The sequence below is a fragment of the Saccharibacillus alkalitolerans genome, assembly GCF_011090185.1.
In the GTDB taxonomy this organism is placed as follows: domain Bacteria; phylum Bacillota; class Bacilli; order Paenibacillales; family Paenibacillaceae; genus Saccharibacillus; species Saccharibacillus alkalitolerans.
Window position 1 is genome coordinate 43,901 of the sequence record NZ_JAAFGS010000001.1, and the last position, 23,983, is coordinate 67,883.

19 protein-coding genes are annotated in these 23,983 nt (G+C 58.5%); 14 read left to right on the forward strand and 5 right to left on the reverse strand.

What is annotated here, in order from left to right:
- Window positions 1-56 precede the first annotated feature (56 nt).
- From GYN08_RS00200 to GYN08_RS00210, 3 genes are all read left to right on the forward strand, one after another.
- A complete protein-coding gene (locus GYN08_RS00200; protein ID WP_166271348.1) occupies window positions 57-989 on the forward strand; it encodes a peptidase U32 family protein in 933 nt (310 codons plus the stop codon).
- 27 nt (window positions 990-1,016) lie between these two features.
- Complete coding sequence (locus tag GYN08_RS00205; RefSeq protein ID WP_166273043.1) at window positions 1,017-2,336, forward strand: peptidase U32 family protein; 1,320 nt, start codon at window positions 1,017-1,019, stop codon at window positions 2,334-2,336.
- Window positions 2,337-2,608: 272 nt separating this feature from the next.
- Entirely contained in the window at window positions 2,609-4,954 is a 2,346-nt protein-coding gene (locus tag GYN08_RS00210; RefSeq protein ID WP_235945682.1) for a methyl-accepting chemotaxis protein, read from the forward strand.
- A 190-nt stretch (window positions 4,955-5,144) separates the two neighbouring features.
- On the opposite strand, the gene GYN08_RS00215 is transcribed toward GYN08_RS00210, so the two are convergent.
- Both GYN08_RS00215 and GYN08_RS00220 read right to left on the reverse strand, forming a co-directional pair.
- The gene (locus GYN08_RS00215; RefSeq protein WP_166271350.1) at window positions 5,145-6,737 is read right to left on the reverse strand and encodes a catalase; all 1,593 of its coding nucleotides are present in this window, start codon (window positions 6,735-6,737) and stop codon (window positions 5,145-5,147) included.
- 205 nt (window positions 6,738-6,942) lie between these two features.
- Window positions 6,943-8,139: an AI-2E family transporter gene (locus GYN08_RS00220; protein WP_166271353.1), complete on the reverse strand. Its 1,197-nt coding sequence runs from the start codon at window positions 8,137-8,139 to the stop codon at window positions 6,943-6,945.
- A gap of 153 nt (window positions 8,140-8,292) precedes the next feature.
- Here GYN08_RS00220 and GYN08_RS00225 point away from each other — a divergent pair, with 153 nt between their 5' ends.
- Window positions 8,293-9,735, forward strand: coding sequence for a polysaccharide deacetylase family protein (locus GYN08_RS00225; protein WP_166271354.1), 1,443 nt, complete (start codon window positions 8,293-8,295; stop codon window positions 9,733-9,735).
- Between the two features lie 160 nt (window positions 9,736-9,895).
- On the opposite strand, the gene ilvD is transcribed toward GYN08_RS00225, so the two are convergent.
- Together ilvD and GYN08_RS00235 are read right to left on the reverse strand one after the other, a co-directional pair.
- A complete protein-coding gene (gene ilvD / locus GYN08_RS00230; protein ID WP_166271355.1) occupies window positions 9,896-11,581 on the reverse strand; it encodes a dihydroxy-acid dehydratase in 1,686 nt (561 codons plus the stop codon).
- Between the two features lie 360 nt (window positions 11,582-11,941).
- Window positions 11,942-12,193: a KGG domain-containing protein gene (locus GYN08_RS00235; RefSeq protein WP_166271356.1), complete on the reverse strand. Its 252-nt coding sequence runs from the start codon at window positions 12,191-12,193 to the stop codon at window positions 11,942-11,944.
- Between the two features lie 484 nt (window positions 12,194-12,677).
- On the opposite strand from GYN08_RS00235, the gene GYN08_RS00240 reads away from it, so the two are divergent.
- The 5 genes from GYN08_RS00240 to mgrA all read left to right on the forward strand — a co-directional run bounded on the left by GYN08_RS00240 (window position 12,678) and on the right by mgrA (window position 17,186).
- Window positions 12,678-13,346: a bifunctional 2-keto-4-hydroxyglutarate aldolase/2-keto-3-deoxy-6-phosphogluconate aldolase gene (locus GYN08_RS00240; protein ID WP_166271357.1), complete on the forward strand. Its 669-nt coding sequence runs from the start codon at window positions 12,678-12,680 to the stop codon at window positions 13,344-13,346.
- Window positions 13,347-13,547: 201 nt separating this feature from the next.
- Window positions 13,548-14,381: an alpha/beta fold hydrolase gene (locus tag GYN08_RS00245; RefSeq protein WP_166271359.1), complete on the forward strand. Its 834-nt coding sequence runs from the start codon at window positions 13,548-13,550 to the stop codon at window positions 14,379-14,381.
- An 85-nt stretch (window positions 14,382-14,466) separates the two neighbouring features.
- Complete coding sequence (locus GYN08_RS00250; protein WP_166271361.1) at window positions 14,467-15,249, forward strand: HAD family hydrolase; 783 nt, start codon at window positions 14,467-14,469, stop codon at window positions 15,247-15,249.
- Between the two features lie 82 nt (window positions 15,250-15,331).
- A complete protein-coding gene (locus GYN08_RS00255; protein ID WP_166271363.1) occupies window positions 15,332-16,087 on the forward strand; it encodes an NAD-dependent protein deacylase in 756 nt (251 codons plus the stop codon).
- A gap of 94 nt (window positions 16,088-16,181) precedes the next feature.
- Window positions 16,182-17,186 carry an L-glyceraldehyde 3-phosphate reductase gene (mgrA, locus tag GYN08_RS00260; RefSeq protein WP_166271365.1) on the forward strand — a complete coding sequence of 335 codons (1,005 nt, stop codon included), beginning with the start codon at window positions 16,182-16,184 and terminating at the stop codon, window positions 17,184-17,186.
- A 182-nt stretch (window positions 17,187-17,368) separates the two neighbouring features.
- Here mgrA and GYN08_RS00265 read toward each other — a convergent pair whose 3' ends face one another.
- Window positions 17,369-18,250 carry an AraC family transcriptional regulator gene (locus GYN08_RS00265; RefSeq protein ID WP_166271367.1) on the reverse strand — a complete coding sequence of 294 codons (882 nt, stop codon included), beginning with the start codon at window positions 18,248-18,250 and terminating at the stop codon, window positions 17,369-17,371.
- Between the two features lie 167 nt (window positions 18,251-18,417).
- On the opposite strand from GYN08_RS00265, the gene GYN08_RS00270 reads away from it, so the two are divergent.
- The 5 genes from GYN08_RS00270 to GYN08_RS23900 all read left to right on the forward strand — a co-directional run bounded on the left by GYN08_RS00270 (window position 18,418) and on the right by GYN08_RS23900 (window position 23,949).
- Complete coding sequence (locus GYN08_RS00270; RefSeq protein ID WP_166271369.1) at window positions 18,418-19,593, forward strand: galactokinase; 1,176 nt, start codon at window positions 18,418-18,420, stop codon at window positions 19,591-19,593.
- 117 nt (window positions 19,594-19,710) lie between these two features.
- The gene (gene galE, locus GYN08_RS00275; protein WP_166271371.1) at window positions 19,711-20,697 is read left to right on the forward strand and encodes a UDP-glucose 4-epimerase GalE; all 987 of its coding nucleotides are present in this window, start codon (window positions 19,711-19,713) and stop codon (window positions 20,695-20,697) included.
- 24 nt (window positions 20,698-20,721) lie between these two features.
- On the forward strand, window positions 20,722-22,398 hold the full coding sequence (locus GYN08_RS00280) for a UDP-glucose--hexose-1-phosphate uridylyltransferase (RefSeq protein ID WP_166271373.1): 1,677 nt from the start codon (window positions 20,722-20,724) through the stop codon (window positions 22,396-22,398).
- 142 nt (window positions 22,399-22,540) lie between these two features.
- Window positions 22,541-23,704 (forward strand): iron-containing alcohol dehydrogenase, encoded by a 1,164-nt coding sequence (locus tag GYN08_RS00285; protein WP_166271375.1) that lies wholly within the window; start codon window positions 22,541-22,543, stop codon window positions 23,702-23,704.
- Window positions 23,705-23,817: 113 nt separating this feature from the next.
- Complete coding sequence (locus GYN08_RS23900) at window positions 23,818-23,949, forward strand: hypothetical protein (RefSeq protein ID WP_268952830.1); 132 nt, start codon at window positions 23,818-23,820, stop codon at window positions 23,947-23,949.
- Window positions 23,950-23,983: the final 34 nt, after the last annotated feature.

Below are 23,983 nucleotides of genomic sequence, written 5' to 3' on the forward strand. Positions count from 1 at the left end.
ATAGGCCGCCGGAAGGCGGATATGCCCGGACGAAGTCGAAGAAGGGAGTGGCCGTTTTGGGATACAGACCCGAATTGCTCGCAACATGCGGCACACTGGATGAATTGAAGGCGCTGGCGGAAGCCGGCTGCGACGCTTTTTTGCTGGGGGAAGAGAAATACGGAATGCGCCTGCCGGGCGAATTCACGCCGGACATGATCGAGGAAGCCGTTGTCTTTGCGCATTCGCGCGGCATTAAGATTTACGCCTGCGTCAATAACTTGATGGATAACGAGAAACTGCCCGATCTGCCCGGTTATTTGGAGAAAATGGGGGAAATCGGCGTGGACGGCATCGAATTCGGCGATCCTTCCGTACTGATGCATGCGCGCCGACTGCTGCCGGGACTTCCGCTGCACTGGAACGCGGAGATGACCTCGACCAACCACGGCACGGCGAATTACTGGGGACGCCGCGGCGCGACTCGGGTCGTGCTGGCTCGCGAACTGAATATGGACGAGGTGACGGGCATGATGCCGTCGCTCGAGATCGAAGCCCAGGTGCAGGTGCACGGCATGACGAACATTTACCATTCCAAACGCAGCCTGGTGCACAGCTATATGGCCAATCAGGGCCGACCGGTCGAAGACGATAACGTGGGGTTGTCCCGCGGATTGTATCTGATCGAAGCGGAGCGGCGCGACGAGCGCTTCCCGATCTACGAAGATTCCAACGGCACGCATATTATGAGTTCCGGCGATATCTGCATTCTGGAAGATCTGCATCTGCTGATGGAGGCGGGCGTGCAGAGCTTCAAGATCGAAGGCATTTTGCAGAGTCCCGCATATAACGCAGCGGCGGCGCGCGCGTATCGCAGGGCGATCGACGCCTTTTCCGCGGACCCGGAAGGCTATGCGTTCGACGAAGCCTGGCTGGACGAGATCCGCGAACTGCAGGATCCTCGCCGCGAGCTGTCGTTCGGATTCTTCTATAAAGAACAGGTGTATTGAGAAAGGAAAGGGGATTGCATCGTGGAAATGACACAAACGCCGGTTCAACCGAAGCCGAAGCATAAAGGCAAACGCTACCGCCTGGACAAACCCGAACTGCTGGCGCCCGCCGGCAATCTGGAGAAATTGAAATTCGCCGTGCACTACGGGGCGGACGCGGTCTATATCGGCGGGCAAAAGTACGGCCTGCGCTCGAACGCGGACAACTTCAGTTTCGAAGAAATGAAAGAAGGCGTGGAATTCGCCAAAAAATACGGGGCAAAAGTGTTTGTCGCCACCAACATTTACGCGCATGAAGAGGACCTGGACGGCATTGCCGAGTACCTGCGCAATCTGCAGGAAGCCGGCATCGCGGCGATCATCACGGCCGACCCGATTATCGTCGAAACGGCCAAAACGGCGGCTCCTGAGATCGAAGTCCATTTGAGCACGCAGCAGTCGACGCTCAACTGGCAGGCCGTGCAGTTTTGGAAGGAAGAAGGGCTGCCGCGGGTCGTGCTGGGCCGCGAAACGAGCCTGGAAGAAATCGCGGAAATCAAAGCCAACGTCGATATCGAAATCGAATCGTTCGTGCACGGCGCCATGTGCTCGTCTTACTCGGGCCGCTGCGTGCTGTCGAACCACTTTACCGACCGGGATTCCAACCGCGGGGGCTGCTGCCAGTCCTGCCGCTGGAAGTACGACTTGTTCGAAAACCCGTCTCCGGGAAACGATTGGGTATCGGAAGAGCAGCAGTTGGACGAAAATGAAGGCAATCCGCTATTCAAGCCGGAAGACAATGCGTTCACGATGGGTTCGAAGGATCTGTGCATGCTCGGTTCCATTCCGGACCTGATCGAAGTCGGCATCGACAGCTTCAAGGTCGAAGGGCGTATGAAATCGATTCACTACGTGGCGACCGTCGTCAACGTATACCGTCAGGCGATCGATTCGTATATGGCCGACCCGGAAAACTATGTGCTGAAACCGGAATGGATGGAGGAGCTGAACAAGGCGGCCAACCGTCCGCTGAATACCGGGTTCTTTTACGACACGCCGGATCATGAAGACCACATTTACGAGCCGGAAGAAAAAGTGGTGCCGTACGATTTCGCGGGACTCGTGCTGGATTACGACGAAGAGACCGGAATCGCGACCATTCAGCAGCGCAATCATTTCAAACCGGGAACGGAAATTGAATTTTTCGGCCCGAACGGGACCTTCTTCAAGCAGACCGTCGGCACGATCTGGGACGAGGAAGGCAGCGAGCTTGATGCGGCGCGTCATCCGATGCAGCTTATCAAGCTCAAAGTCGATCATCCGCTGCGCTATTTCGATATGATGCGCAAAAAGAATGTAAAGAAATAATAGGCCCTATTTCATCGGGTCTTAAGGCCTAACGAAACCCTTCAAATCCTTCACGGAGCTGAAGGGTTTTAGTTTGATGTTAACTTTTTTAAAAAAAATGTTCATTTTGCTTTCCATTTTGCCTGCTTCGGCCGATAATAAAGTTATCCAGCATTTTGTAATTCCGGGCTTTTTCTGAGACGAAAGTAGGTACATAGACAAGTTGGAGAGCGCTTTCTCAAGGTCCGGCGTTGCAACGCTGATTCTAAAGACTGGCGGGTGGGGACATGGGCATGACGAAGGAACAAGGCGAACACGGGGAAAACCCGGTACTCGAGCCGGATGGCGGCAAAATCGAAGGAAAAGGGAAGCCTTCGCTGAAGCTGCTGAAAAAAGACAAGAAGAGCAAAAAAGTGCGCAGCAAAAAGAAAACGTTACCGAAAACGGTACCGGCTTCTTTGGGGGATGATTCCGAAGACTCGGCGCAGAGCAAAAAGTCTTTAAAGGAAAAAGCGTCACGCGCTCTGTCTCGCTTAAGGAAGAACACAGGCACGCGCAAAGATCGACCGAAACGGTCCGCGCGCCGATGGGACTCTTTGCCGGTCGGCATGCTCAAAAATTGGCGTGCTCTCGATCCGACCAAGTCGGTCGGCGTAAGGCTGTTCCTGATTTTCTTGGTCAGCATGGTCGTCTTCGTGTCGTCGCTCGGCATTCTCTCCTACGTGAAGGCACGGGATACGATCAAGGAAAACGCGGCATCGGCGAACCAGCAGACGATCATTCAGACTTCGCAAAAGATGGACATCATTTTGCAGCGTTATTTGGACGCTTCGACACAAATTTTCTTCAACCCGGAGATCGAAAGCGCGATTAACAACCTGCAGCGGGGCACAACCGAATTCGAACGGTTCCAGGCCGTTCGCCAAATCAATGACTCGCTCAGCAATCAGGTGAACGTGACCAGCGGACTGCAGGCCATTTACTTCCTGCCGACCGACGAAGCGTCGAACAACTTCTTCACGGCCGGCAGTCAGGTGCCGACGCCCGAAGACATTCGTGCGGCTTCCTGGTACGCCGATCTTACGGGCGGCAAGAAAAACGTAATGTGGGTTCCGACGGACGCCGCCAGGGGAAGCTATACGCTGGCCAGATTGATGTCCACAACGAACGGCAGCGGCGCCAAGTTCATCGTCGCCCTGCAGCTCAATGTCAAAACGCTGGAGGAGCAGCTGACTTCCGTGACGCTCGGCGACGGCAGTCATATCGAGTTGATCTCCGAAGACGGGACAAGCATCGCTTCGGATGTAAAAGGAACGGAAGGACAGCCGACAGCGCTTAGTTTCGCGGATCGGGAAATGCAGGACAGCGGGAAATTCGAAGCCAAGCAGTCCGGCAAAAACGTACTGGCCGCTTACAATACAATGGAAACGTCGGGCTGGAAGCTGATCGGGACCGTTCCGGTCGAATACCTGCTGTCGGGAGCTTCGGGCATCCTGACTCTTATCGTGATCTTCGTAGTGGTGGCCGTACTCGTTGCCGCAGTCATCGGCGTGTGGATTATTCGGATGATCGGTCATCCTCTGGGGCTTCTCAAAGGGCTGATGCAGGAAGGGGCGACGGGCAATCTGAGCGTACGGAGCGACTATCGCTCGAAGGACGAAATCGGCGAATTGTCGACGGCGTTTAACCGAATGATGGATCGGATCACCGATCTGATCCGCCAAACGACCGATACGGCGCAGCAGGTGCTGGACACGGCCGGCGAACTGGAAGAAGCCTCGAAGCAGACGGCGATATCGGCGCGCGAGATAGCGATCGCGACGGAAGAAATCGCCAACGGCGCTTCGAGCCTGGCGCAGGAAGCGGAGAAGAGCACCGAATTGACCGAACGGATCGGCAGCCGGATGGAAAAAGTCGTCTCCGCCAACCTGGAAATGGACGTCTCCGCCAAGGAAGTTCAAACGGCCAGCCGCCAGGGAACGGAGCATCTGGACAAGCTGCTGACCCAGACGGGCGGCACGGAAAACATGGTCCGCTCGCTCGTGACGAGAGTCGATGCGCTGAAAGAAAGCACCGCTTCGGTCATGAAAGTGCTTGACGTCATGCAGAACATTACGAAGCAGACCAACATTCTCTCCCTCAACGCCACGATCGAAGCAGCCCGCGCCGGCGCGGCCGGGCAAGGGTTCATGGTCGTAGCCGGCGAGATCCGGCAGTTGGCCAGCCGCTCGCGCGAATCGATCGACATGGTCGGCGAGATTACCGATAACATCCAGTCGGAGATGGAAGAGACGGTCCGTACGCTGTCGACCGTCTATCCGATGTTCCAGGATCAGGTGCATGCGGTCAAACAAACAAGCGGAATTTTCGACTCCGTACAGGAGCAGATGGAGCAGTTCTCCGGCAAGCTGGAGGGGGTAACGGCTTCCATCGGCGAACTGGGCCGCGCGCAGACGACGATGGCCGAAGCGATGGCAAGCGTCAGCGCGGTCGCCGAGCAGTCTTCCGCAACTTCCCAGGAAGTGGCTTCGCTCAGCAGCGAGCAGCAGAATGTCGGCGTGCGTCTGGTCGAGCTGTCGGCCAAGCTGAGCAACGCTTCGAACGAATTGAAGGAGTCGATTTCGAAATTCACGGTATGATCAAACGTGCTGAGGTTCCGGGTGAAATCCGTTCCGATTACAAAGGCGAACGCTATCGCTTCTTCACGGACTTCACCCTCCACCTTCCCCATTTGGCGGGTAGGAGAGGGGAAAGCATAAAAAGAGCTTCGGACCGAGGTCCGAAGCTCTTTTTGATGTGGAAAATAAAAACTTTTTGACAAAACTCGGCTTAATAAGGGCCGGCTTCTTTGCCTTTTTCCTCGGACTGCTCGACGGCTTTATCAGGGTTCGCCTGGCCGCTGACGGCGTCTTCCGGTTTGGCGGACGCCAGACCTTCGGCTACGCGTCGGCCGTAATCGGCGTCGGCCTGCGTGAAGTAGTCGATCATCCGCTCCTGAATGTCCGGTTTGCACTGCGACAGGGCGTCGACCAGGTTGGCGATCAGTTCGTCGCGTTCCCAGTCTTCGAACGAGCGATACGTGTCGCCGGCCTGACCGAAGTTATTCGGGCGATCGATCGGGGCGCGAACCAGCTTGGCGTGGTATTCCGGCTCATGGTCTTTGCCCGGCTTCGGCGCTTCCTTCAAGCCGCCCATCGAGGACGGTTCGTAATTGACGTGCGGATTCTGCCCCGGCGCGCGGTCCACTTTGTACTGCATCTGGCCGCCGCTCTGGTTGGTGGCCACATGCGTTTTCGGCGCATTGATCGGAAGCTGCAAATAGTTCGCGCCTACCCGGTGACGCTGCGTGTCGGAGTAGGAGAATGTGCGGCCCTGCAGCATTTTGTCGTCCGAGAAGTCCAGCCCGTCGACGAGGACGCCCGTGCCGAACGCCGCCTGCTCCACTTCCGTGAAATAATCTTCCGGATTGCGGTTCAGCGTCATTTTGCCGACCGGCAGGAACGGGAACTTGTCCGGCGGCCACAGCTTCGTATCGTCGAGCGGATCGAAATCCAGTTCCGGATGCTCGTGGTCTTCCATGATCTGGATGCAAAGCTCCCACTCCGGATAATCGCCGCGTTCGATCGCTTCGTACAGATCGAGCGTGGCATGGTTGAAGTTGGTGGCCTGGATTTCGTTCGCTTCTTTTTGCGTCAGGTTTTTGATGCCCTGCTTGAGCGGCTCCCAATGGTATTTCACCAGCACCGCTTCGCCTTCCGCGTTGACCCATTTATACGTGTTGACGCCCGAGCCCTGCATCTGCCGGTAGTTGGCCGGAATGCCCCAAGGCGAGTAGACGAAAGTGACCATATGGGTCGCCTCCGGACTGAGCGAGACGAAATCGAAAAAGCGTTCCGGACTTTGCACGTTCGTGATCGGGTCCGGCTTGAACGCGTGAATCATATCCGGGAATTTGATCGCGTCGCGAATGAAGAAAATTTTCAAGTTGTTGCCGACGAGGTCCCAGTTGCCGTCTTCCGTGTAGAACTTGGTGGCGAATCCGCGCGGGTCGCGCAGCGTCTCCGGCGAATGCCCGCCGTGGATAACGCTCGAGAAGCGGACGAACACCGGCGTTTCCTTGCCTTCTTCCTGGAACAGCTTGGCGCGGGTATACTTGGATACCGGCTCGTCGCCGACTTTGCCGTATGCGGTGAAGACGCCGTGAGCGCCTGCTCCGCGTGCGTGAACGACCCGTTCCGGGATGCGTTCGCGGTCGAAGTGGGTAATCTTTTCCAGGAACTGATAGTTCTCCAAGGTCGTCGGACCGCGGCTGCCTACCGTGCGCACGTTTTGATTGTCGCGTACGGGATGGCCCTGCCGGGTGGTCAAGGTCATGTTGTCTTCCTGCTCGCTGCCTGTCTTCGGTTTCTGTTCGTCGGTCATTTGAAGTCCCCTTCCCATCGCTCGGATAATGGAGGTGCAAACTTACATAAAATGGGCATACGTCAACCCTTTACCCGGTGGTTCAATCGTTAAAACGTCGCTTGGGCTTCCTTCATCGAACCTTCATCCGGCTTTCGTCGGCGAAAAGCGAAAAAAGACGCTCCGGGTCGGAAGCGTCTCGGGTGTTAAGGAGGGAGAAAGGCTGTCAATCCGGCAGATTCGGATCGGACGGCGGCACGGCGGAAGAGGGAGCGGGCGACCCGGCGGGATCGGCGGAAGCCGCCGGCTGCGGACCGGAAGGACTCAGCGGATGGACGGCGAATTCCTCCTGCGGCATGCGGATCCAGCGCTGCAGATAGCCCTGCTGAAGCAGTTCTTTGATCAGGATCAGCAGAATCGGGGCCAGCACGAGACCGGCCATTCCGAACAGCGACGTGGAGATCAGCACGAACGACAGCATCAGGTAAGCGGAAGAAATGCCGATCGAGTTGCCCGCAATCTTCGGCTCGAGCAGTTGGCGGGTGAGCATGACGACGGCAAGCAGCACGATGAGCCCGATCGCAAGGCCGGTGTTGCCGACGATAAACAGGTAGACGACCCACGGAATGAAAATGGCGGGAACGCCGAGCAGCGGCAGGATGTCGAACAGCGCCGAAACGATCGAAATGGCGAAGGCATTGTCCACCCTCAGAATCAGCAGTCCCGCGTAGACAATGACGAACGTAATGAAGACCAGAATCGCTTGAGCTTTCAGATAAGAGCCGATCGAACGAAAGACGTGATTTTTCAAAAAGGCGAACGCCGTCTTCAGCGTATTCGGCGTTTTCTCACCTGCGATCTTCTTCCACCAAACAATTTCGGAGCTGAGGAAGAAAGCCAAAATAATCGACAGCGTGAAGCTGACGATAAAGCTGGAGAACGACGTCAGGAACGCCAGCACATGCGCGAACGCGTATTTCAGCCAAACGGTGAGCTGATCCGTGAACATCGCGAAATATTCGTTGGCTTTTTCCACGGTACCGGCCGGCAGCGCGTTGAGCTCATTGTGCAAAAACTCGGTGAGATTGGCGAAATGATGCTGCACGATCGCCGTATATTCGGGCAGGTTATCCGTCAGCCGCGCAATTTGCGAAACGAAGATCAGACCCGCGCCGAACAGCGCCCCGAGAATGATCAGCACGAAAACCAGTACCGAGATCGCGGCGGCAAGCGGCTTGGGCACTTTTCTCCGATTCAGGAAGCGGGCGAACGGTTCGATAACGAGATAGACGACGAGAGACAGGAAAATGGGGGCGGCGATGCCGTACAGCCAGCTGAACGCAAGCATGACCAGATAGACGGTCAGGATGATCAGGGCAATGTCGAAAGCCGTGCGCCAATATTTTCGGTACAACGAGATCATGAATACGCTCCTTCGTGAACATGCCGGACGGCGGAAGCCCGCACTTTGGCATTGATTCGATTGATTCCTATGATAAAATAAAGGGATAACGGTGAGCAATAGAACAAGCGAACTTTTGCTCGGACTTCAAACAGAGAGAAACGGAGAGCGGAAATGGAAACGACCTTGCTGATATGGCTATTTTACTTATCTTCTTTTTACGCATTCATTCCGGGGTTGATCAGCCGGATTTTCGGTTTCCGGGCTTTTCGCAAAGGAAAAAGTGAAACGGAACTTGCCCTGACGTTTGACGACGGGCCGGACCCGAGGTATACGGCGCAGCTGCTCGATCTGCTAAAGCGGTACGAAGCTAAAGCGACGTTTTTTGTTGTGGGCTCTCATGCGGTACAGCATCCCGAGCTGCTCGAGCGCATGCAGGCCGAGGGACATGCGATCGGGATTCATAATTATGTACATCGGACCAATTGGTTGATGTGGCCCGGGTCTGTGCGCAAGCAGGTTAACCGGACCAACGAAGTCATCGAAAAGGTGACGGGGCAGCGCGCCGTCTATTACCGTCCGCCCTGGGGGATCGTGAATCTGTTCGATCTGGTCGGCCGGACGGAACTGAGGCTCGTGCTCTGGTCGGGCATTTTCGGAGATTGGCGCAAACGGCTCGGCGAAGAACGCCTGCTCAAGCGGATGCGGCGCAAAATGCGCGGCGGCGAGGTGCTGGTGCTGCACGACTGCGGCGCGACGCTCGGAGCGAACGACAAGGCGCCGGAAAATATGCTGCGCGCACTGGAACGGTTTTTGGAAGAAGCATACGGCAAAGGCTTGAAAAGCGTGACGATCGAACGGCTGATGGAAACGACCAAGAAAGCGGGTGTCAAAGAAATGGGAAAAATTTCTCCGCTCAAAAAACTGTTGGTTGGCGGTTGGTTGATCTACGAACGGGGTTTCCGCTTCGTATTCCGTCTGCGCGAAGCCGAGAACGCGCCGCTTTATCATTTTCGTCCTACCCGTTATTCGGGCCGCCCGCTGGATCTGGGCAACGGCGAAATGCTGGTCAAGGGCGATCGGATCGTGGAACTGCATTTCGACAACAAAATGCTGTTCGAATTCGGCAGCCGCTCCCGTTCGGCGGTACAGCTGGCCATTCTCATGATCCGCGGAACGGAACAGAGCTTCCCGGGGATCGCGGAGTACATCCGGAAAGATCCCGAGCTGCGCCGCGCCAAAGCGGTTTACGCGGTGAGCATGGTCAACCGGGGGCCCGAACAGTTCGGCTTCCGGATTTACGATATGCCCGACGGTCTGTTTGCGCGCGCTACCCGCCTTTATTTGAAACTGCTGTTATGGGCGATCCATCCTTTGGGAAGCGCGCGTCTGCATGAACAGAGCGAGTTTCTGGTGCCCAAAGTGATGGTGATGCCGATGGAGACGATGCTGACCCGGGATTTCAAAGCGGATAAGCGCAAAGGGCGCGGAAAATCCGTTCAACAAGAAAGCGCAATGCCCGAGGTCAAAGGATTGGCGGCGGAAACTCAGGCGGAAAGCGCAATGCCGCTCGTGCGCCCGGACGGAAAAAGCGCGGAAGCGGCCACGGTACGCTAACCGGAAGCGAACCCCCGAGCATGAAGAAAACGTGGTAAAAAAAGGACTTCGACTCCCGCCGAAAAAGCGCGGTTCGAAGTCCTTTTCGTTTTGTGCCGTCGGAATCGCGCGATAGCGGGACTGCCGGTCCTTTTTCTGCCGGCCCGCTTCCGAGGGAGAATCAGATTTTCATGATTCCGCCCATGCTGGCGTTGGTGACGAGCTTGGAGTAGCGGGCCAGATAGCCGGTTTTGACTTTCGGTTCGAAGCCCTGCCAATTCGCGCGGCGGGCGGCAAATTCCTCGTCGCTGATCTCCAGCTGGATGGTGCGCTTGTTCAGATCCAGTTCGATGAAGTCGCCGTCTTCCACGAACGCGATCGGTCCGCCTTCCGCCGCTTCCGGCGAAATATGGCCGATGCTGATGCCGCGCGATGCGCCGGAGAAACGCCCGTCCGTGATCAGGCCGACTTTGGCGCCGAGACCCATGCCGACGATCTGGGACGTCGGAGCGAGCATTTCCGGCATGCCGGGTCCGCCTTTCGGTCCTTCGTAGCGAATGACGACCACGTGGCCTTCCTTGATCCGGCCTTTCGCGATGCCTTCCAGCGCTTCTTCCTGGGAATCGAAGCAGATGGCCGGGCCTCTGTGATAGCCGCCGACCGAAGGGTCGACCGCGCCGACTTTGATGATCGCGCCTTCCGGAGCCAGATTGCCGAACAGAACGGCAAGGCCTCCGCGCTCGGAATGCGGGTTATCGATCTTGTGGATGACCTCGGTGTTTTGGATCTCCTGACCTTCGACGTTCTCTCTGATCGTCTTGCCCGTTACGGTAATCCGGTCGGCGTGCAGGGCGCCCGGCTTTTTCAGCAGCTCGTTCAATACCGCGCTGACGCCGCCCGCGTTATGCACGTCTTCGATATGCCAGTCGGATGCCGGAGCGAGCTTGGCCAGGTGAGGAACCCGGTTCGCCACTTCGTTGATGCGTTCGATCGGATATTCGATGCCCGCTTCTTGAGCGAGAGCCAGCGTGTGCAGAACCGTATTGGTCGATCCGCCCATTGCCATATCCAGCGCGAAGGCGTTGTCGATCGCTTCGACCGTCACGATGTCGCGCGGCTTCAGATCCAGCTTGATCAGTTCCATCAGCTGCGTCGCGGATTGGCGAACGAAGTCGCGGCGTTCCGGAGCGACGGCGAGGATGGTTCCGTTGCCCGGCATGGCCAGGCCGAGCGCTTCGGCGAGGCAGTTCATGGAGTTCGCGGTGAACATGCCCGAGCACGATCCGCAGGTCGGACAGCCGTACTGTTCGAGCTCCAGCAGCGTCTGGTCGTCGATTTTGCCGACCTGATGCGCGCCGACGCCTTCGAAGACCGAAGTCAGGGAGATGGAGCGTCCGTTTTTGTCCTTGCCGGCTTTCATCGGTCCGCCGCTGACGAACACGGTCGGAATGTTGACGCGCAGCGCGCCCATCAGCATGCCCGGCGTGATCTTGTCGCAGTTCGGAATGCACACCATGCCGTCGAACCAGTGCGCGGAGACGACCGTCTCCACCGAGTCGGCGATGATCTCGCGGCTTGGCAGGGAATAGCGCATGCCGATATGGCCCATGGCGATGCCGTCGTCGACGCCGATCGTATTGAACTCGAACGGTACGCCGCCGGCTTCGCGGATCGCTTCCTTCACGATCTTGCCGAATTCCTGCAGGTGCACGTGACCCGGCACGATATCGATATAAGAGTTGCAGACCGCGATAAACGGCTTGCCGAAATCTTCTTCTTTGACTCCGGCCGCACGCAGCAGGCTGCGGTGCGGTGCGCGGTCAAATCCTTTTTTGATCATGTCGGAACGCATTTTCTTTGGTGCCATGATGACTTTCCCCCCAAAACGATGATTGAAATGAGCGCTTTAGCGCGTTTGCCCGTCAAAGCAAAGGCATAAGACAAAAATGAAGCTAAATTTCTAACCAGTCTAACATATGCCGTTACTTTTTACTAGGGCGTGCACGCAAACTTCGAAGGCGGCCAAAGATGTACGTCGTTAAGTTTGCGTACAGGCCCTACCAAACCTTAAAAAATGGACGGGGCCGACCTCCGCTTATCTCCGCGCAGCAAAAAAAGCGCGTCCAGGCGAAAGAGCCGAACACGCTGACGAACGTTATTTCGGCTCTTTCGCTTGGAGCGCGCGAAGGGTTTGGGGACCAATCCGGAAGATTGTTCGAGCAGCGGATTACTTTTGTCCGCCTTTGCGTCCGATTTCCCGATAGAAGTCTTTGTCGTGGGAATTGGAAGTCGCTTCTCCGCCTTTGCGTCCGATCTCCTGGTAGAACTCCCGGCTGTGCGACTTGGCCGTGGCTTTCCCGCCTTTGCGTCCGATTTCCTGGTAAAACTCCCGGCTGTGCTTTTTCGCAGTAGCTTCGCCGCCCAGGCGACCGGCTTCTTCGCGACTCATTTTCTTGTTGCCCGACTGACTGTTCGCCATCTCAATCACTCCTCAGTAGTTGTTATTGCCGCGTGCACCAACTATTTACCACGGCTTTTTTGCGATGAAACGCCGAGCAAGCTTAAAAAAGCCCCACCACGAAAGGTTTTCTTTCCAAATCCTTGCAGTCATGCGGGTTGGTGAGCATGCACATTTTTTTCGCTCCGCTCCCTTGATTTTCGCTTCGGGAGGCGCAAACGGGCAAAACCGCTTCGAACATGCGGCGATGGACTGTCGAAACGACCTTGATTCGCACGATCGCAGCGTAACGAACCGCCGCATTTTGTTAGGTGCTTTTCTGTTTTTCCAATTCTTCCGAGAGAAATGAACGTTCATATCGGTGTTTTTTCGTTTTTTTTCATTGACACTGCAAACGGGCTTGCCTCACAATGAAAGCGGGTACAGGCGGCGGAAAATCGCGTATGCCAAAATGTCGGCCGTATTCGCCGCACGCGGCCGGAATTCGGAGAGGAATGGGAAGCGAATGAAAAAGATCAAAGTGCTGCAGCGCATTCTCGACTGCGGCGTGGTGGCGGTTCTGCGCGGAGATTCCCCGGAGCAGGTCGTGGAGATGGCGGAGCAGGCAATCGCCGGCGGCGTCAAAATTATCGAAATTACAATGACGGTACCCAACGCGCTTCAGGCGATCGAAAGACTGAGCCGGATCTATAACCCGGAAGCGCCGATGGATTCGGAGCGTTTTGCGGTAATCGGAGCCGGCACGGTTTTGGAGCCGCATACGGCACGCATGGCCATCATGTCCGGAGCGCAGTTTGTCGTCTCGCCAGCCCTTAACGAAGATACGATCAAGCTGTGCAACCTGTATCGGATTCCCGTCATGCCGGGTGTGGTGACCATTTCCGATCTGTTGAAGGGGCTTGAACTGGGCGCGGACGTGATGAAGCTTTTCCCGGGAAATATGTTCGAACCTTCCATCATCAAAACGTTCAAAGGACCGGTCCCTCAAGCCAACCTGATGCCGACCGGGGGCGTATCCGTCGACAATCTCGGCGACTGGATCGCGGGCGGAGCGGTGGCGGTCGGCATCGGTTCGGATTTGACCAGCGAAGCGCTGAAGACCGGCGACATGTCGAAAATACGCGATAAGGCGGCGCAGTATACGGAAGCGTATCGCCGGGCAAAAGGATACTGAACGAAAACGGGAGTCCGCGCGAATTCCATCGTCCCGAGGCGCGGGCTTCTTTTTTATGCCGGGATTCGCGGAGGACGACTTTGCCGGACCGTCGGACTTTCTCTATAATGAGACAGGGAAAGTCCGTATCGGGCCCTTGGACCGCTGCTGCGGGAAACCCGGAGGATACGGAACAAGAAAGCAAGCGAGGAGGACTTTTTTATGTTGACGGGAACAAGATCGCCGATCCGGCCGTTCGAAAGCGGCAGACGGAGAGGACGGCGCGGCGGCGGACAACCGCGCCGGAAAAGCCGACTCTTCTTCCTCATCGTCGCCGTCGTTCTGCTGATCGTGCTTGCGGCGGCCGCCGTGTACGCGGGAACGCCTTACAAGCCGTCCGCGGAAGCGGAAGCCGCCATGAAGAGCGACGATGCCGCGGCCGTATCGCAGACGGACGATTGGATCGAATTCAGGCCGGCGGCGGCGGAAGGCGCGAAGCAGCCCGGGGTGATCTTTTATCCCGGCGGACGCGTGAAACCGGAAGCTTACGCGCCTCTCGCCCGAGCTCTGGCAGAAAACGGGCATCACGTTTTTGTCGTCAAAATGCCGTTTAACTTCGCCTTTCTGGGCCAAAACGAAGCGGAGAAAGTACGGGACAAATATCCGGACGAGACTTTCGCGATCGGCGGACATTCGCTCGGAGGACCTTTTGCCGCCCGCTACGCATCGGAGCATCCGGGCGACATCGCGGGGATTTTCTTCCTCGCTTCGTATGCGGAGGGCAAAGGGGATCTGAGCGGCACGCAGATGCCGGCTCTGTCGATCACGGCGTCCGAGGACAACGTCCTGAACCGCGAAAGTTATGAAGCGGGCCGGGCTTATCTGCCGGGCAGCGCGCAGTACGAAGTGATCGAAGGAGGGAACCATGCCCAGTTCGGCAGCTACGGCGAGCAAAAAGGGGACGGGAAAGCTTCGATCTCCGAAACCGAACAGCGCGAGCGGACAACGGATCTGCTGGAGGCCTGGCTGAACGCTATTCCGGCAACAGCCGAGTAATCGTCAAAAATCGGGTCCGAAAGCCCGAGCGAATTTCGTCCGGTTTCCGCGAATTGCCCCGATTTTTGGTTAAAGGAGGGATAGTATGGGCGAGCTGACCGTAGAGGGGCGAACTTTCGCCTGCGAAGCGCTGGTCTTCGACAAAGACGGCACGCTGCTCGATTTCATGGAGCTCTGGGGACGCTGGGCGGACGACATGCTGCGGCAGACGGAGCATAAGCTGCTCGAAGCCGGAGGAAGCTGGACGGGCGGCGCGGATCGGACATTCGGCGTTAAGCGGGGGCCTGACGGCCGCATAGCCGACTACGACCGCGCAGGGCCCCTTGCGCTGGCCACCGCCGAAGAGATGATCGGCGTTCTGGCCTGGCAGCTGTACGGCGCCGGGCTGCCGTGGCACGAGAGCGTGGACGCGGTGCGAAACTTCGCGGCTTCCGCGGAGGAGCGTCTGGAGCAGGATAGACCCGTACGCCCCCTGCCGGGGCTGCGCGAATTGCTGGAGCAGGCGCGCGGCGCGGGCATACGGCTTGCGGTGGCGACTTCGGATACGACGGATTCCGCCGTCAAGCATCTGCGTTGGGCCGGGCTGGAAGGGCTGTTCGACTGCATCAGCGGACGTGACCGTGTACGGGAGGGCAAACCCGCGCCGGATCTCGTGTTGGAGGCCTGCCGCCGGCTGGGCACGGAGCCGCGGCGGACGATCGTTATCGGCGACGGCGGCTCCGACATGGAAATGGCCCGGCGCGCCGGAGCGGCGCTGGCGATCGGCATCGCGCCCGGCGGCGGGCCGCGCGGCCACCTGGATGCTGCCGATTACGTGATCGCCGGTTACGACGAGCTGGCGGTTTCCGCTCAAACGTCGGCCGATTGAGCGGATCCCTGCCGGACTAGAGGGCGGACGGACCGCCGGCGCCGGGCAGAGGGCCCCGAACGAATGCGAAGGAGGAGAGCGTATGGAGAGAGACAGCGCGGAAGTGCTGGCGGATTGGATCGGGAACGCCGATACCGTCGTCTTTTTCGGGGGAGCCGGCACTTCGACGGAGAGCGGGATTCCCGATTTCCGGTCGGTCGGAGGCCTTTACGAGAGCGGACAAGACGAATTCCCCTATCCGCCGGAAGAAATGCTGAGCCGGGATTTCTTTTATCGAAAGCCGGAAATTTTCTATAAGTTCTACCGGGAACGAATGGTGTACCGGGAGGCGCAGCCGAACGACATGCACCGGCTGCTGGCCGATCTGGAGCGTCAGGGCAAACTCAACGCGGTCATCACGCAGAACATCGACGGGCTGCATCAGAAGGCGGGCAGCCGCCGGGTGCTGGAAGTGCACGGTTCGGTGCTGAGCAATACCTGCACGGAATGCGGGGCGAAATACGGACTAGGCACCGTCATGAACAGCGACGGAGTCCCCGCCTGCAAGCTCTGCGGCGGAGCGATCAAGCCGGACGTCGTCCTGTACGGAGAAATGCTGGATTCGAACGTGCTTGAAGCTTCCGTACGGGCGATCGAAGAAGCCGATCTGATGCTGGTCGGCGGCACGTCGCTGACCGTCCAGCCGGCCGCCAGCCTGGTCGGCATGTTCACGGGCGGACCTCTGGCGCTGCTCAACCGAACGCCGACTCCGTACGACAGCCGTGCCGATCTGCTGATTACGGAATCGATGGGCGCGGTAGCGCAGAGGGTGCGCCGGCTGCTCGGCAGCGGCCGCTAAAGAGGAACTGAAAAAGATGTAATCGTTTTCTTGCCAATCGGTAATCCCGGCGATAATATGTAAGCAAGCTGTAAACGAAAGGGTGGAGAAATCGATGGAATATAAGGCTAGCGGCGAACGCTACGACCAAATGAAATATAACCGCAGCGGGCGGTCGGGACTGAAGCTTCCGGCGGTCTCGCTCGGATTATGGCACAACTTCGGAGGCGTCGACGCTTACGAAAACGGACGGAGCATCGTGCACCGCGCTTTCGATCTGGGGATCACGCACTTCGACCTGGCGAACAACTACGGGCCGCCGCCTGGCTCGGCCGAAGAAATGTTCGGCCGTCTGCTGGCGACCGACCTGAGGTCTTACCGCGACGAGCTGATCGTCTCCACTAAGGCCGGTTATTACATGTGGCCGGGCCCGTACGGCGAATGGGGCTCCCGCAAGTATTTGGTCTCGAGCCTCGATCAGAGCCTCAAGCGGCTCGGATTGGATTACGTCGATATTTTTTATCATCACCGCCCGGACCCGGATACTCCGCTCGAAGAAACGATGATGGCGCTCGACCATATCGTGCGTTCGGGCAAGGCGCTGTACATAGGCGTATCCAACTATTCGGCGGAGCAGACCCGCGAAGCGATCGCCATTCTGAAGGAGCTCGGCACGCCGCTGACGATCCACCAGCCGAGCTATTCGATGATGAACCGCTGGATCGAGCATGGCCTGCAGGACGTGCTCGACGAGCACGGCGTCGGCAGCATCGCGTTCAGTCCGCTGGCGCAGGGACTGCTGACGAACAAATACCTGAACGGGATTCCGGAAGATTCCCGGGCGGCCAGCGCTTCTCCGTTCCTGAACCAGAATCAGATCACGCCGGAAGCGATGCGCAAAGTGCGCGCGCTCAATCAGATGGCGGTCGCCCGCGGGCAAAGTCTGGCACAGTTCGCCCTGGCCTGGGTGCTGCGCGGCGAACGGGTCACGTCGGTACTGATCGGCGCGAGCCGCGTTTCGCAGATCGAAGAGAATATCGATACGCTGAAGCAGCTGGAGTTCTCGGACGAGGAGCTTGAGCGGATCGAGAAAATTTTGAAAACGGAAAGCGATCAATAAACCGCGCCAAGAAAGTCCCCCGGATTCCGCCGCATGGACGGAAACCGGGGGATTTTTGCCGGGGACATTCGCATTCGGCCGCGCCTTCCGCGGCGGGAGCCGCGGATTCTGCCGGGCGCTTTCGGGTTTAGTTAGAAAGGGGAAGACGACGCGATGTCTCGCTGCCTTCAGAATCGTCGGCCTCATACATGCCCGTTTGCCTGCCGGCCGAGCACCGATTCCCTATAGGCGGTCGGAGACTGTCCGTGCAGCCGCTGAAACTGACGGGAGAAGTACAGCGGATCGGTCAGGCCGACCGAAGAGGCGATCTGCTGCACCGACAGATCGGGCCGCTCGCGCAGCAGGCCGCGCGCTTTGTCGATCCGCAGCTTCAGCAGATAGGTCACCGGCGCGACGCCTGTTTCCTTTTTGAACATGCGCGACAGGTAAGCCCTGTTATAGCCGAGGCTCTGGCACATGTCTTCGATCGAGACGGGATGCGCGTACTGATCGGTCATATAGCGGATCATCTGCTTGACCGCAAGGCTTCCCGCCGTGTCCGCGGCCGGGACGGCCGAATCGCCCCTTACGACGTCTTCGGCCGCGGCCAGAATCAGGTGCAGGTAGCCGAGCGACGCGAGGTGAGCGCCGGCGCGGCGGGAGCGGAACACTCCGAGCGTATCGGACAGCAGGCGCGGGATATCCGATTCCGCCGACGGGCGGAACACCGGATGCTGCGGCGTCAGACCTGCCGTACGCACGGCGTCCTCGGCGAGCGGCCCGGCGAAGGCGATCCAGCGGTAACGCCACGGCTTCCGCTCGTCGGAGACGTAGCTGACCAGCCGTCCCGGGCGGATCAAAAAGGCGTCGCCCGCTTCCAGTTCGTACGCTTGGCCTTCGTGCACGAAAGCCCCGCGCCCTTCCTCGACGACGTGCAGCAGGAAGTAGTCGTAAATCTTCGGCCCGATCCGGTGTTCGGGCAGCGTCTGGCTTTCGCCGGCGAACAGTACATACAGCATGCCTTTGTCGTCGTATACCGGGTTCGGTGCGACGGAGTAGGAGAAGCCCGATTGGTTTTCCGTCATGACGTTCCTCGCTTTCCGGCTTGCCAGCCTTTTTTTCAGTATAACCTCTTTGAATGCGGAAGTCACATAAGTCCATGCAGTCCGCACATCGGTACATTATCAGGGAGAACGCTATCTTTTATACTGAAAGCACAGGCATACAAAACAACCCACGAGGTGATCCGAGAATGGATGCTCAGCAAATCAAGCAAATGTTTATACAAAAATTCGGCGAATCGGCAGTCGCCCCGCGCGTATTCCACGCGCCGGGACGCGTGAACCTGATCGGCGAACACATCGATTACAACGGAGGGTACGTGCTGCCGGCGGCGCTGGAGTTCGGCACGACGCTCGTCGTCCGCGAACGCGAAGACGGCGTCATCCGGTTGGCTTCCACCAACCTGCCGGAAGAAGCGCAGATCAAAGTGGACGAAATCGGACTGAATAAGACAGGGCAGTGGACGGACTATCCGGTCGGCGTCATGGTCGAACTGGCCCGGCGCGGCTATCCGGTGTCCAAAGGATACGACCTGTTCTACCACGGCGAAATCCCGAACGGGGCGGGGCTTTCCTCCTCGGCTTCGATCGAAGTCGTGACCGGCTACGGCTTGCTGTCGATGGGCGGCTACGACCGCGACACGGTACAGATCGCGCTGCTGTCGCAGGCGGCGGAAAATAACTTCGTCGGCGTCAACTGCGGCATCATGGACCAGTTCGCGGTCGCCAACGGCAAAAAGGACCATGCGATCCTGCTCATGTGCGACACGCTGGAATACAAACACGTGCCGTTCCAAACGGGCAGCTACAAGCTGGTCATCGGCAACACAAACAAGCGCCGCGGCCTGGTCGATTCCAAGTACAACGAGCGCCGCGAACAGTGCACGGCCGCGCTCGATCGTCTGAGAAGCTGCAAAGCCGACCTGAACTACCTGGCTGAAATTACTCCTTCGCAGTTCGAAGACTATAAGTCCGCATTGACCGACGAGACGGTCCGCAATCGCGCGCAGCACGTCATCGAAGAGAATGCGCGCGTGCTGGCTTCGGTCGAAGCGCTGACGGCGAACGACCTGCAGGAATTCGGCCGCCTGATGAACCTGTCCCACGACTCGCTGCGCGATCTGTACGAAGTGAGCTGCGCGGAGCTGGACGTCATGGTCGAAGAAGCGCGCAAAATTCCGGGTACGCTGGGCGCGCGCATGACGGGAGCGGGCTTCGGCGGATGCACGGTGTCGCTGGTGCACGAAGACGACGTGGAGACTTTCGTGCGGCAGGTGGGCGAGAACTACGAAGCGCGCACGGGGCTGAAAGGCGAGTTCTACGTCTGCGGCGTAGGCGAAGGCGTGGAGGAATTGAGTTCGAACTGAGCTTCGACGGACGGAGCATGACGGTTTGACCATCCTAATAAAAGAGGCGAACGGCCGCGGTTTCCGTCTGAACGCAAACCGCGCAGACCGTTCGCCCAATCCGAGGAGGAATTAACAATGGCAATTTTGGTAACCGGCGGCGCCGGCTATATCGGCTCCCATACCGTGGCGGCTCTGCTCGAACGAGGCGACGAGGTGGTCGTGATCGACAACCTGCAGACGGGACACAAGGAAGCGCTGCTGGGCGGCAAGCTGTACGAGGGCGATCTGCGCGACAAAGAGCTGCTGAAAAAGCTGTTCGCGGAAAACGAAATCGAAGGCGTCATCCATTTCGCGGCGAATTCCCTGGTCGGCGAGAGCATGCAGAATCCCGGCAAATACTACGACAACAATATGTACGGCACGCTGTGCCTGCTGGAAGCGATGAACGAAGCCGGCGTGCGCCGGATCGTGTTCTCCTCGACGGCGGCGACTTACGGCGAGCCGGAAAAAACGCCGATCGAAGAGACGGACCGCACCGAACCTACCAATGTCTACGGCGAAACGAAGCTGATGATGGAACGCATGATCCGCTGGTACGATCGCGTGCTGAACGTCCGTTACGTCGCGCTGCGCTACTTCAACGCGGCGGGCGCGCACGACAGCGGCAAGATCGGCGAAGACCACCGCCCGGAAACGCATCTGATTCCGATCGTGCTGCAGACGGCGCTCGGACAGCGTTCGCACATTTCCGTTTTCGGCGAAGATTACCCGACGGAAGACGGAACGTGCGTCCGCGACTATCTGCATGTCAGCGACTTGGCGGACGCGCATCTGCGGGCGATCGACTACCTGAAAAACGGCGGCGAGAGCGACGTGTTTAACCTCGGCAGCGGCAGCGGCTTCTCGGTGCGTCAGATCATCGAGACGGCGCGCAAAGTGACGGGCAAAGACATTCCGGTCAACACGGAGCCGCGCCGCGCCGGCGACCCGGCCGTGCTGATCGCTTCTTCGCAGAAAGCGCGCAGCGTACTGGGCTGGAATCCGTCGCGCGAAAACATCGAGACGATCATCGCCAGCGCCTGGAACTGGCATCAGTCGCGGCCTGACGGCTATAACGATTAAAAAACGATAACGGGGGCAGCGTCCATGAGCGAACAGTTGAACAACGGAGTACAGCAAGGAACGGCGGGGGAAAAGCCGGGAGAAACGCAGACGTCCGCGCCGGCGGGAAGCGAAACTTCCGGCAGCGTCTCCCGCGAAGAAGCGCTGAAAGCGATCGAGCGGCTGACGGCGTTCGCGCTGCGGGAGAAGCTGCTGGAGGAAGAAGACGCCGACTTCGGACGCAACCGACTGCTGGAGCAGCTTGGCTTCGACGAGCCTTATGCGGCCGGAGATGCGCATGAAGAGCCGCTGCCGAAGGGCCCTCAGCCGATGCTCGACACATTGATCGATTACGCGGCGCAGACGGGCATGATCCCGGAAAATACCGATACCCACCGCGACCTGCTCGACGCCAAGCTGATGGGCCTGCTGCTGGCCCGTCCGTCGGAGATCGTGCGCGAGTTCCGCGAAACGGAAGAACGTGGCGGCATCACGGCGGCGACCGACCGTTTTTATAAGTGGTGCATCGATTCCAACTATATCCGGATGGACCGGGTCTCGAAGAATCTGTACTGGACGCACGATTCCGAATTCGGACCGATCGAGATCACGATCAATCTGTCCAAACCGGAGAAGACGCCGGAAGAGATCGCGCAGGCCCGCCTGCTGCCGCCTCCGGTTTATCCGAAATGCCAGCTGTGCCGCGAGAACGTCGGCTATGCCGGCCGGATCAACCATCCCGCGCGTCAGAACCTGCGCGTCATTCCGCTTACGCTGAACGACGAGCCGTGGCTGTTCCAGTATTCGCCGTACGTCTATTACAACGAACACTGCATCGTGCTGCATCGCGATCATGTGCCGATGAAGCTGACGAAGGACACGCTGCGCCGGCTGCTGCAGTTCACCGACCGGTTCCCGCATTATTTCCTCGGCTCCAACGCCGATCTCCCGATCGTGGGAGGCTCCATTCTGACGCACGACCATTTCCAGGGCGGCAAGCACACGTTCGCGATCGAGCGCGCCGCGACGGAAGCCGTGTTCTCGCATGACCGGTATCCGGCGGTGAGTCTGTCCGTCGTTCGCTGGCCGATGTCGGTCATCCGGTTGAGCGGCAGCGATCAGGCCGAAATGCTGGAAGCGGCGAACGAGATTTACGAGGCGTGGAAGACGTACAGCGACGAGAGCGTGGACGTGCTGGCGTCCAGCGAAAAAGACGGGGAGACGGTGCGCCACAATACGGTGACGCCGATCGTCCGCCGCCGCGAAGGCGCCTACGAGCTCGATCTCGTGCTGCGCAACAACCGGACGAGCGGCGAGCATCCGGAAGGCATTTTCCATCCGCACCGGGAAATGCACCATCTCAAAAAGGAAAACATCGGCCTGATCGAAGTGATGGGCCTCGCCATTCTGCCCGGCCGCCTGAAAGACGAGCTGGAGCGGATCGGCCGCATCCTGAGCGGAGACTCGCGGCTGCTGGCCGAAGCCGAAGCGGACGCCTCGCATCCGCTGGCGCAGCATCTGCCCTGGACGCGCGAGCTGATCGCGGCGCACGGTTCCGACCTGACGCCGGAAGCTTCGCTCGAACTGCTTCGCCGCGAAGTCGGCGCGAAGTTTGCCGAGATTCTCGGTCATGCCGGCGTATACAAGACCGACGCGGCGGGCCGCCGGGCGTTTTTCCGATTTGTCGAAAGTCTCGGCTGGAGCCGGACGGACGGGCAATAAGACGGTTTCGCGCTTCGCCGGATTCGTCGGCAAAGGGAAAATCGAAAGGCCGCATCCTCGGGGGTGCGGCCATTTGGTTTTGCCCATAATCCGGTATATAATGAATACATACTTATGAAAAGGAAGGGGTTACGACTCTATCATGAAGTCTTTTACCTTTTATAATCCGACACGCCTCATCTTCGGCAAAGGCCAGCTGGAACAGCTCAAAACCTTGGTGCCGCAGTACGGCAAAAATATCCTGCTCGTTTACGGAGGAGGCAGCATCAAGCGCTCCGGCCTGTACGACAGCGTCACCGCGCTGCTGAAAGAAACGGGAGCGAACGTGACGGAACTGTCCGGCGTCGAGCCGAACCCGCGCCTTTCGACCGTGCATAAAGGCGTCGACCTGTGCAAAAGCGAAAACGTCGACCTGATCCTCGCGGTAGGCGGCGGCAGCGTCATCGACTGCGCCAAAGCGATCGCCGTAGGCGCTAAATACGACGGCGACATGTGGGACTTCGCGGAACGCAAAGCGGTCGCGCAGGACGCGCTTCCGCTCGGCGTCGTGCTGACGATGGCGGCGACCGGTTCCGAGATGAACAGCGGATCGGTCATCACGAACGAACAGACGATGGAAAAGCTCGGCTGGGGCAGCGCTTATTCGTTCCCGACGTTCTCCATCCTCGATCCGGAGTTTACGTACTCCCTGCCGAAAGATCAGACCGTCTACGGTATGGTCGACATGATGTCGCACGTGCTGGAAACGTACTTCCACCTGGAAGGCAACACGCCGGTTCAGGACGGCTTCTGCGAATCCGTGCTGCGCGCGGTCATCGAAGCCGGTCCTAAACTGGTGGAAGATCTGGAAAACTACGAGCTGCGCGAAACGGTCATGTACAGCGGCACGCTCGCGCTGAACGGCGTCCTGAGCATGGGCAGCACCGGCGACTGGGCGACGCATAACATCGAGCACGCCGTATCGGCCGTGTACGACATTCCGCACGGCGGAGGCTTGGCTATCCTGTTCCCGAACTGGATGAAGCACAGCCTCAAAGTCGATCCGGAGCGCTTCAAGAAGCTCGCCGTGAACGTGTTCGGCATCGACCCGTCCGGCAAATCCGCCGAAGAAGCCGGCCTTGAAGGCATCGAAGCGCTGCGCGCGTTCTGGAACTCCATCGGCGCGCCGAGCACGCTGGCCGATTACGAGATCGACGGCAGCCGCATCGACGAAATGGCCGACAAAGCGATGAAATTCGGTCCGTTCGGCAACTTCAACAAGCTGCAGCGCGAAGACGTTGTGGCCATTTACAAAGCTTCGCTGTAAGCCGTTTATTGCGGATGCAGTCCTTTTTTCGAAAGCCGCCGTTAAGGCGGCTTTTTTTATTTGCCAACTATGACCGTTTGACGCACGTTCATCCATCGAAGGAGGGAGAAAAGATGCGAAAAAGACGTGTCGTTCCGCTTGGCCTGTTTGCGATCCTGCTCGTTTTTCTGACGGCCTGCTCCGATGATTCGCCCGAAGTAGGAAGCTTGGCTTACGCCGAACAGGAAGTACGGAAAGAGTTTTAAAAGCCGGAAAAGACGAAAGCGAAGGGCGCAAAGA

Coding starts and splice junctions, on each gene's coding strand:
- GYN08_RS00220 (WP_166271353.1), bottom strand. CDS start 8,139: ATGATCTCGTTGTACCGAAAATATTGGCGCACGGCTTTCGACATTGCC.
- GYN08_RS00205 (WP_166273043.1), top strand. CDS start 1,017: ATGACACAAACGCCGGTTCAACCGAAGCCGAAGCATAAAGGCAAACGC.
- GYN08_RS00265 (WP_166271367.1), bottom strand. CDS start 18,250: ATGACGGAAAACCAATCGGGCTTCTCCTACTCCGTCGCACCGAACCCG.
- GYN08_RS00235 (WP_166271356.1), bottom strand. CDS start 12,193: ATGGCGAACAGTCAGTCGGGCAACAAGAAAATGAGTCGCGAAGAAGCC.
- mgrA (WP_166271365.1), top strand. CDS start 16,182: ATGGAATATAAGGCTAGCGGCGAACGCTACGACCAAATGAAATATAAC.
- GYN08_RS00270 (WP_166271369.1), top strand. CDS start 18,418: ATGGATGCTCAGCAAATCAAGCAAATGTTTATACAAAAATTCGGCGAA.
- GYN08_RS00245 (WP_166271359.1), top strand. CDS start 13,548: ATGTTGACGGGAACAAGATCGCCGATCCGGCCGTTCGAAAGCGGCAGA.
- GYN08_RS00285 (WP_166271375.1), top strand. CDS start 22,541: ATGAAGTCTTTTACCTTTTATAATCCGACACGCCTCATCTTCGGCAAA.
- GYN08_RS00225 (WP_166271354.1), top strand. CDS start 8,293: ATGGAAACGACCTTGCTGATATGGCTATTTTACTTATCTTCTTTTTAC.
- ilvD (WP_166271355.1), bottom strand. CDS start 11,581: ATGGCACCAAAGAAAATGCGTTCCGACATGATCAAAAAAGGATTTGAC.
- GYN08_RS00255 (WP_166271363.1), top strand. CDS start 15,332: ATGGAGAGAGACAGCGCGGAAGTGCTGGCGGATTGGATCGGGAACGCC.
- GYN08_RS23900 (WP_268952830.1), top strand. CDS start 23,818: ATGCGAAAAAGACGTGTCGTTCCGCTTGGCCTGTTTGCGATCCTGCTC.
- GYN08_RS00210 (WP_235945682.1), top strand. CDS start 2,609: ATGACGAAGGAACAAGGCGAACACGGGGAAAACCCGGTACTCGAGCCG.
- galE (WP_166271371.1), top strand. CDS start 19,711: ATGGCAATTTTGGTAACCGGCGGCGCCGGCTATATCGGCTCCCATACC.
- GYN08_RS00240 (WP_166271357.1), top strand. CDS start 12,678: ATGAAAAAGATCAAAGTGCTGCAGCGCATTCTCGACTGCGGCGTGGTG.
- GYN08_RS00250 (WP_166271361.1), top strand. CDS start 14,467: ATGGGCGAGCTGACCGTAGAGGGGCGAACTTTCGCCTGCGAAGCGCTG.
- GYN08_RS00280 (WP_166271373.1), top strand. CDS start 20,722: ATGAGCGAACAGTTGAACAACGGAGTACAGCAAGGAACGGCGGGGGAA.
- GYN08_RS00215 (WP_166271350.1), bottom strand. CDS start 6,737: ATGACCGACGAACAGAAACCGAAGACAGGCAGCGAGCAGGAAGACAAC.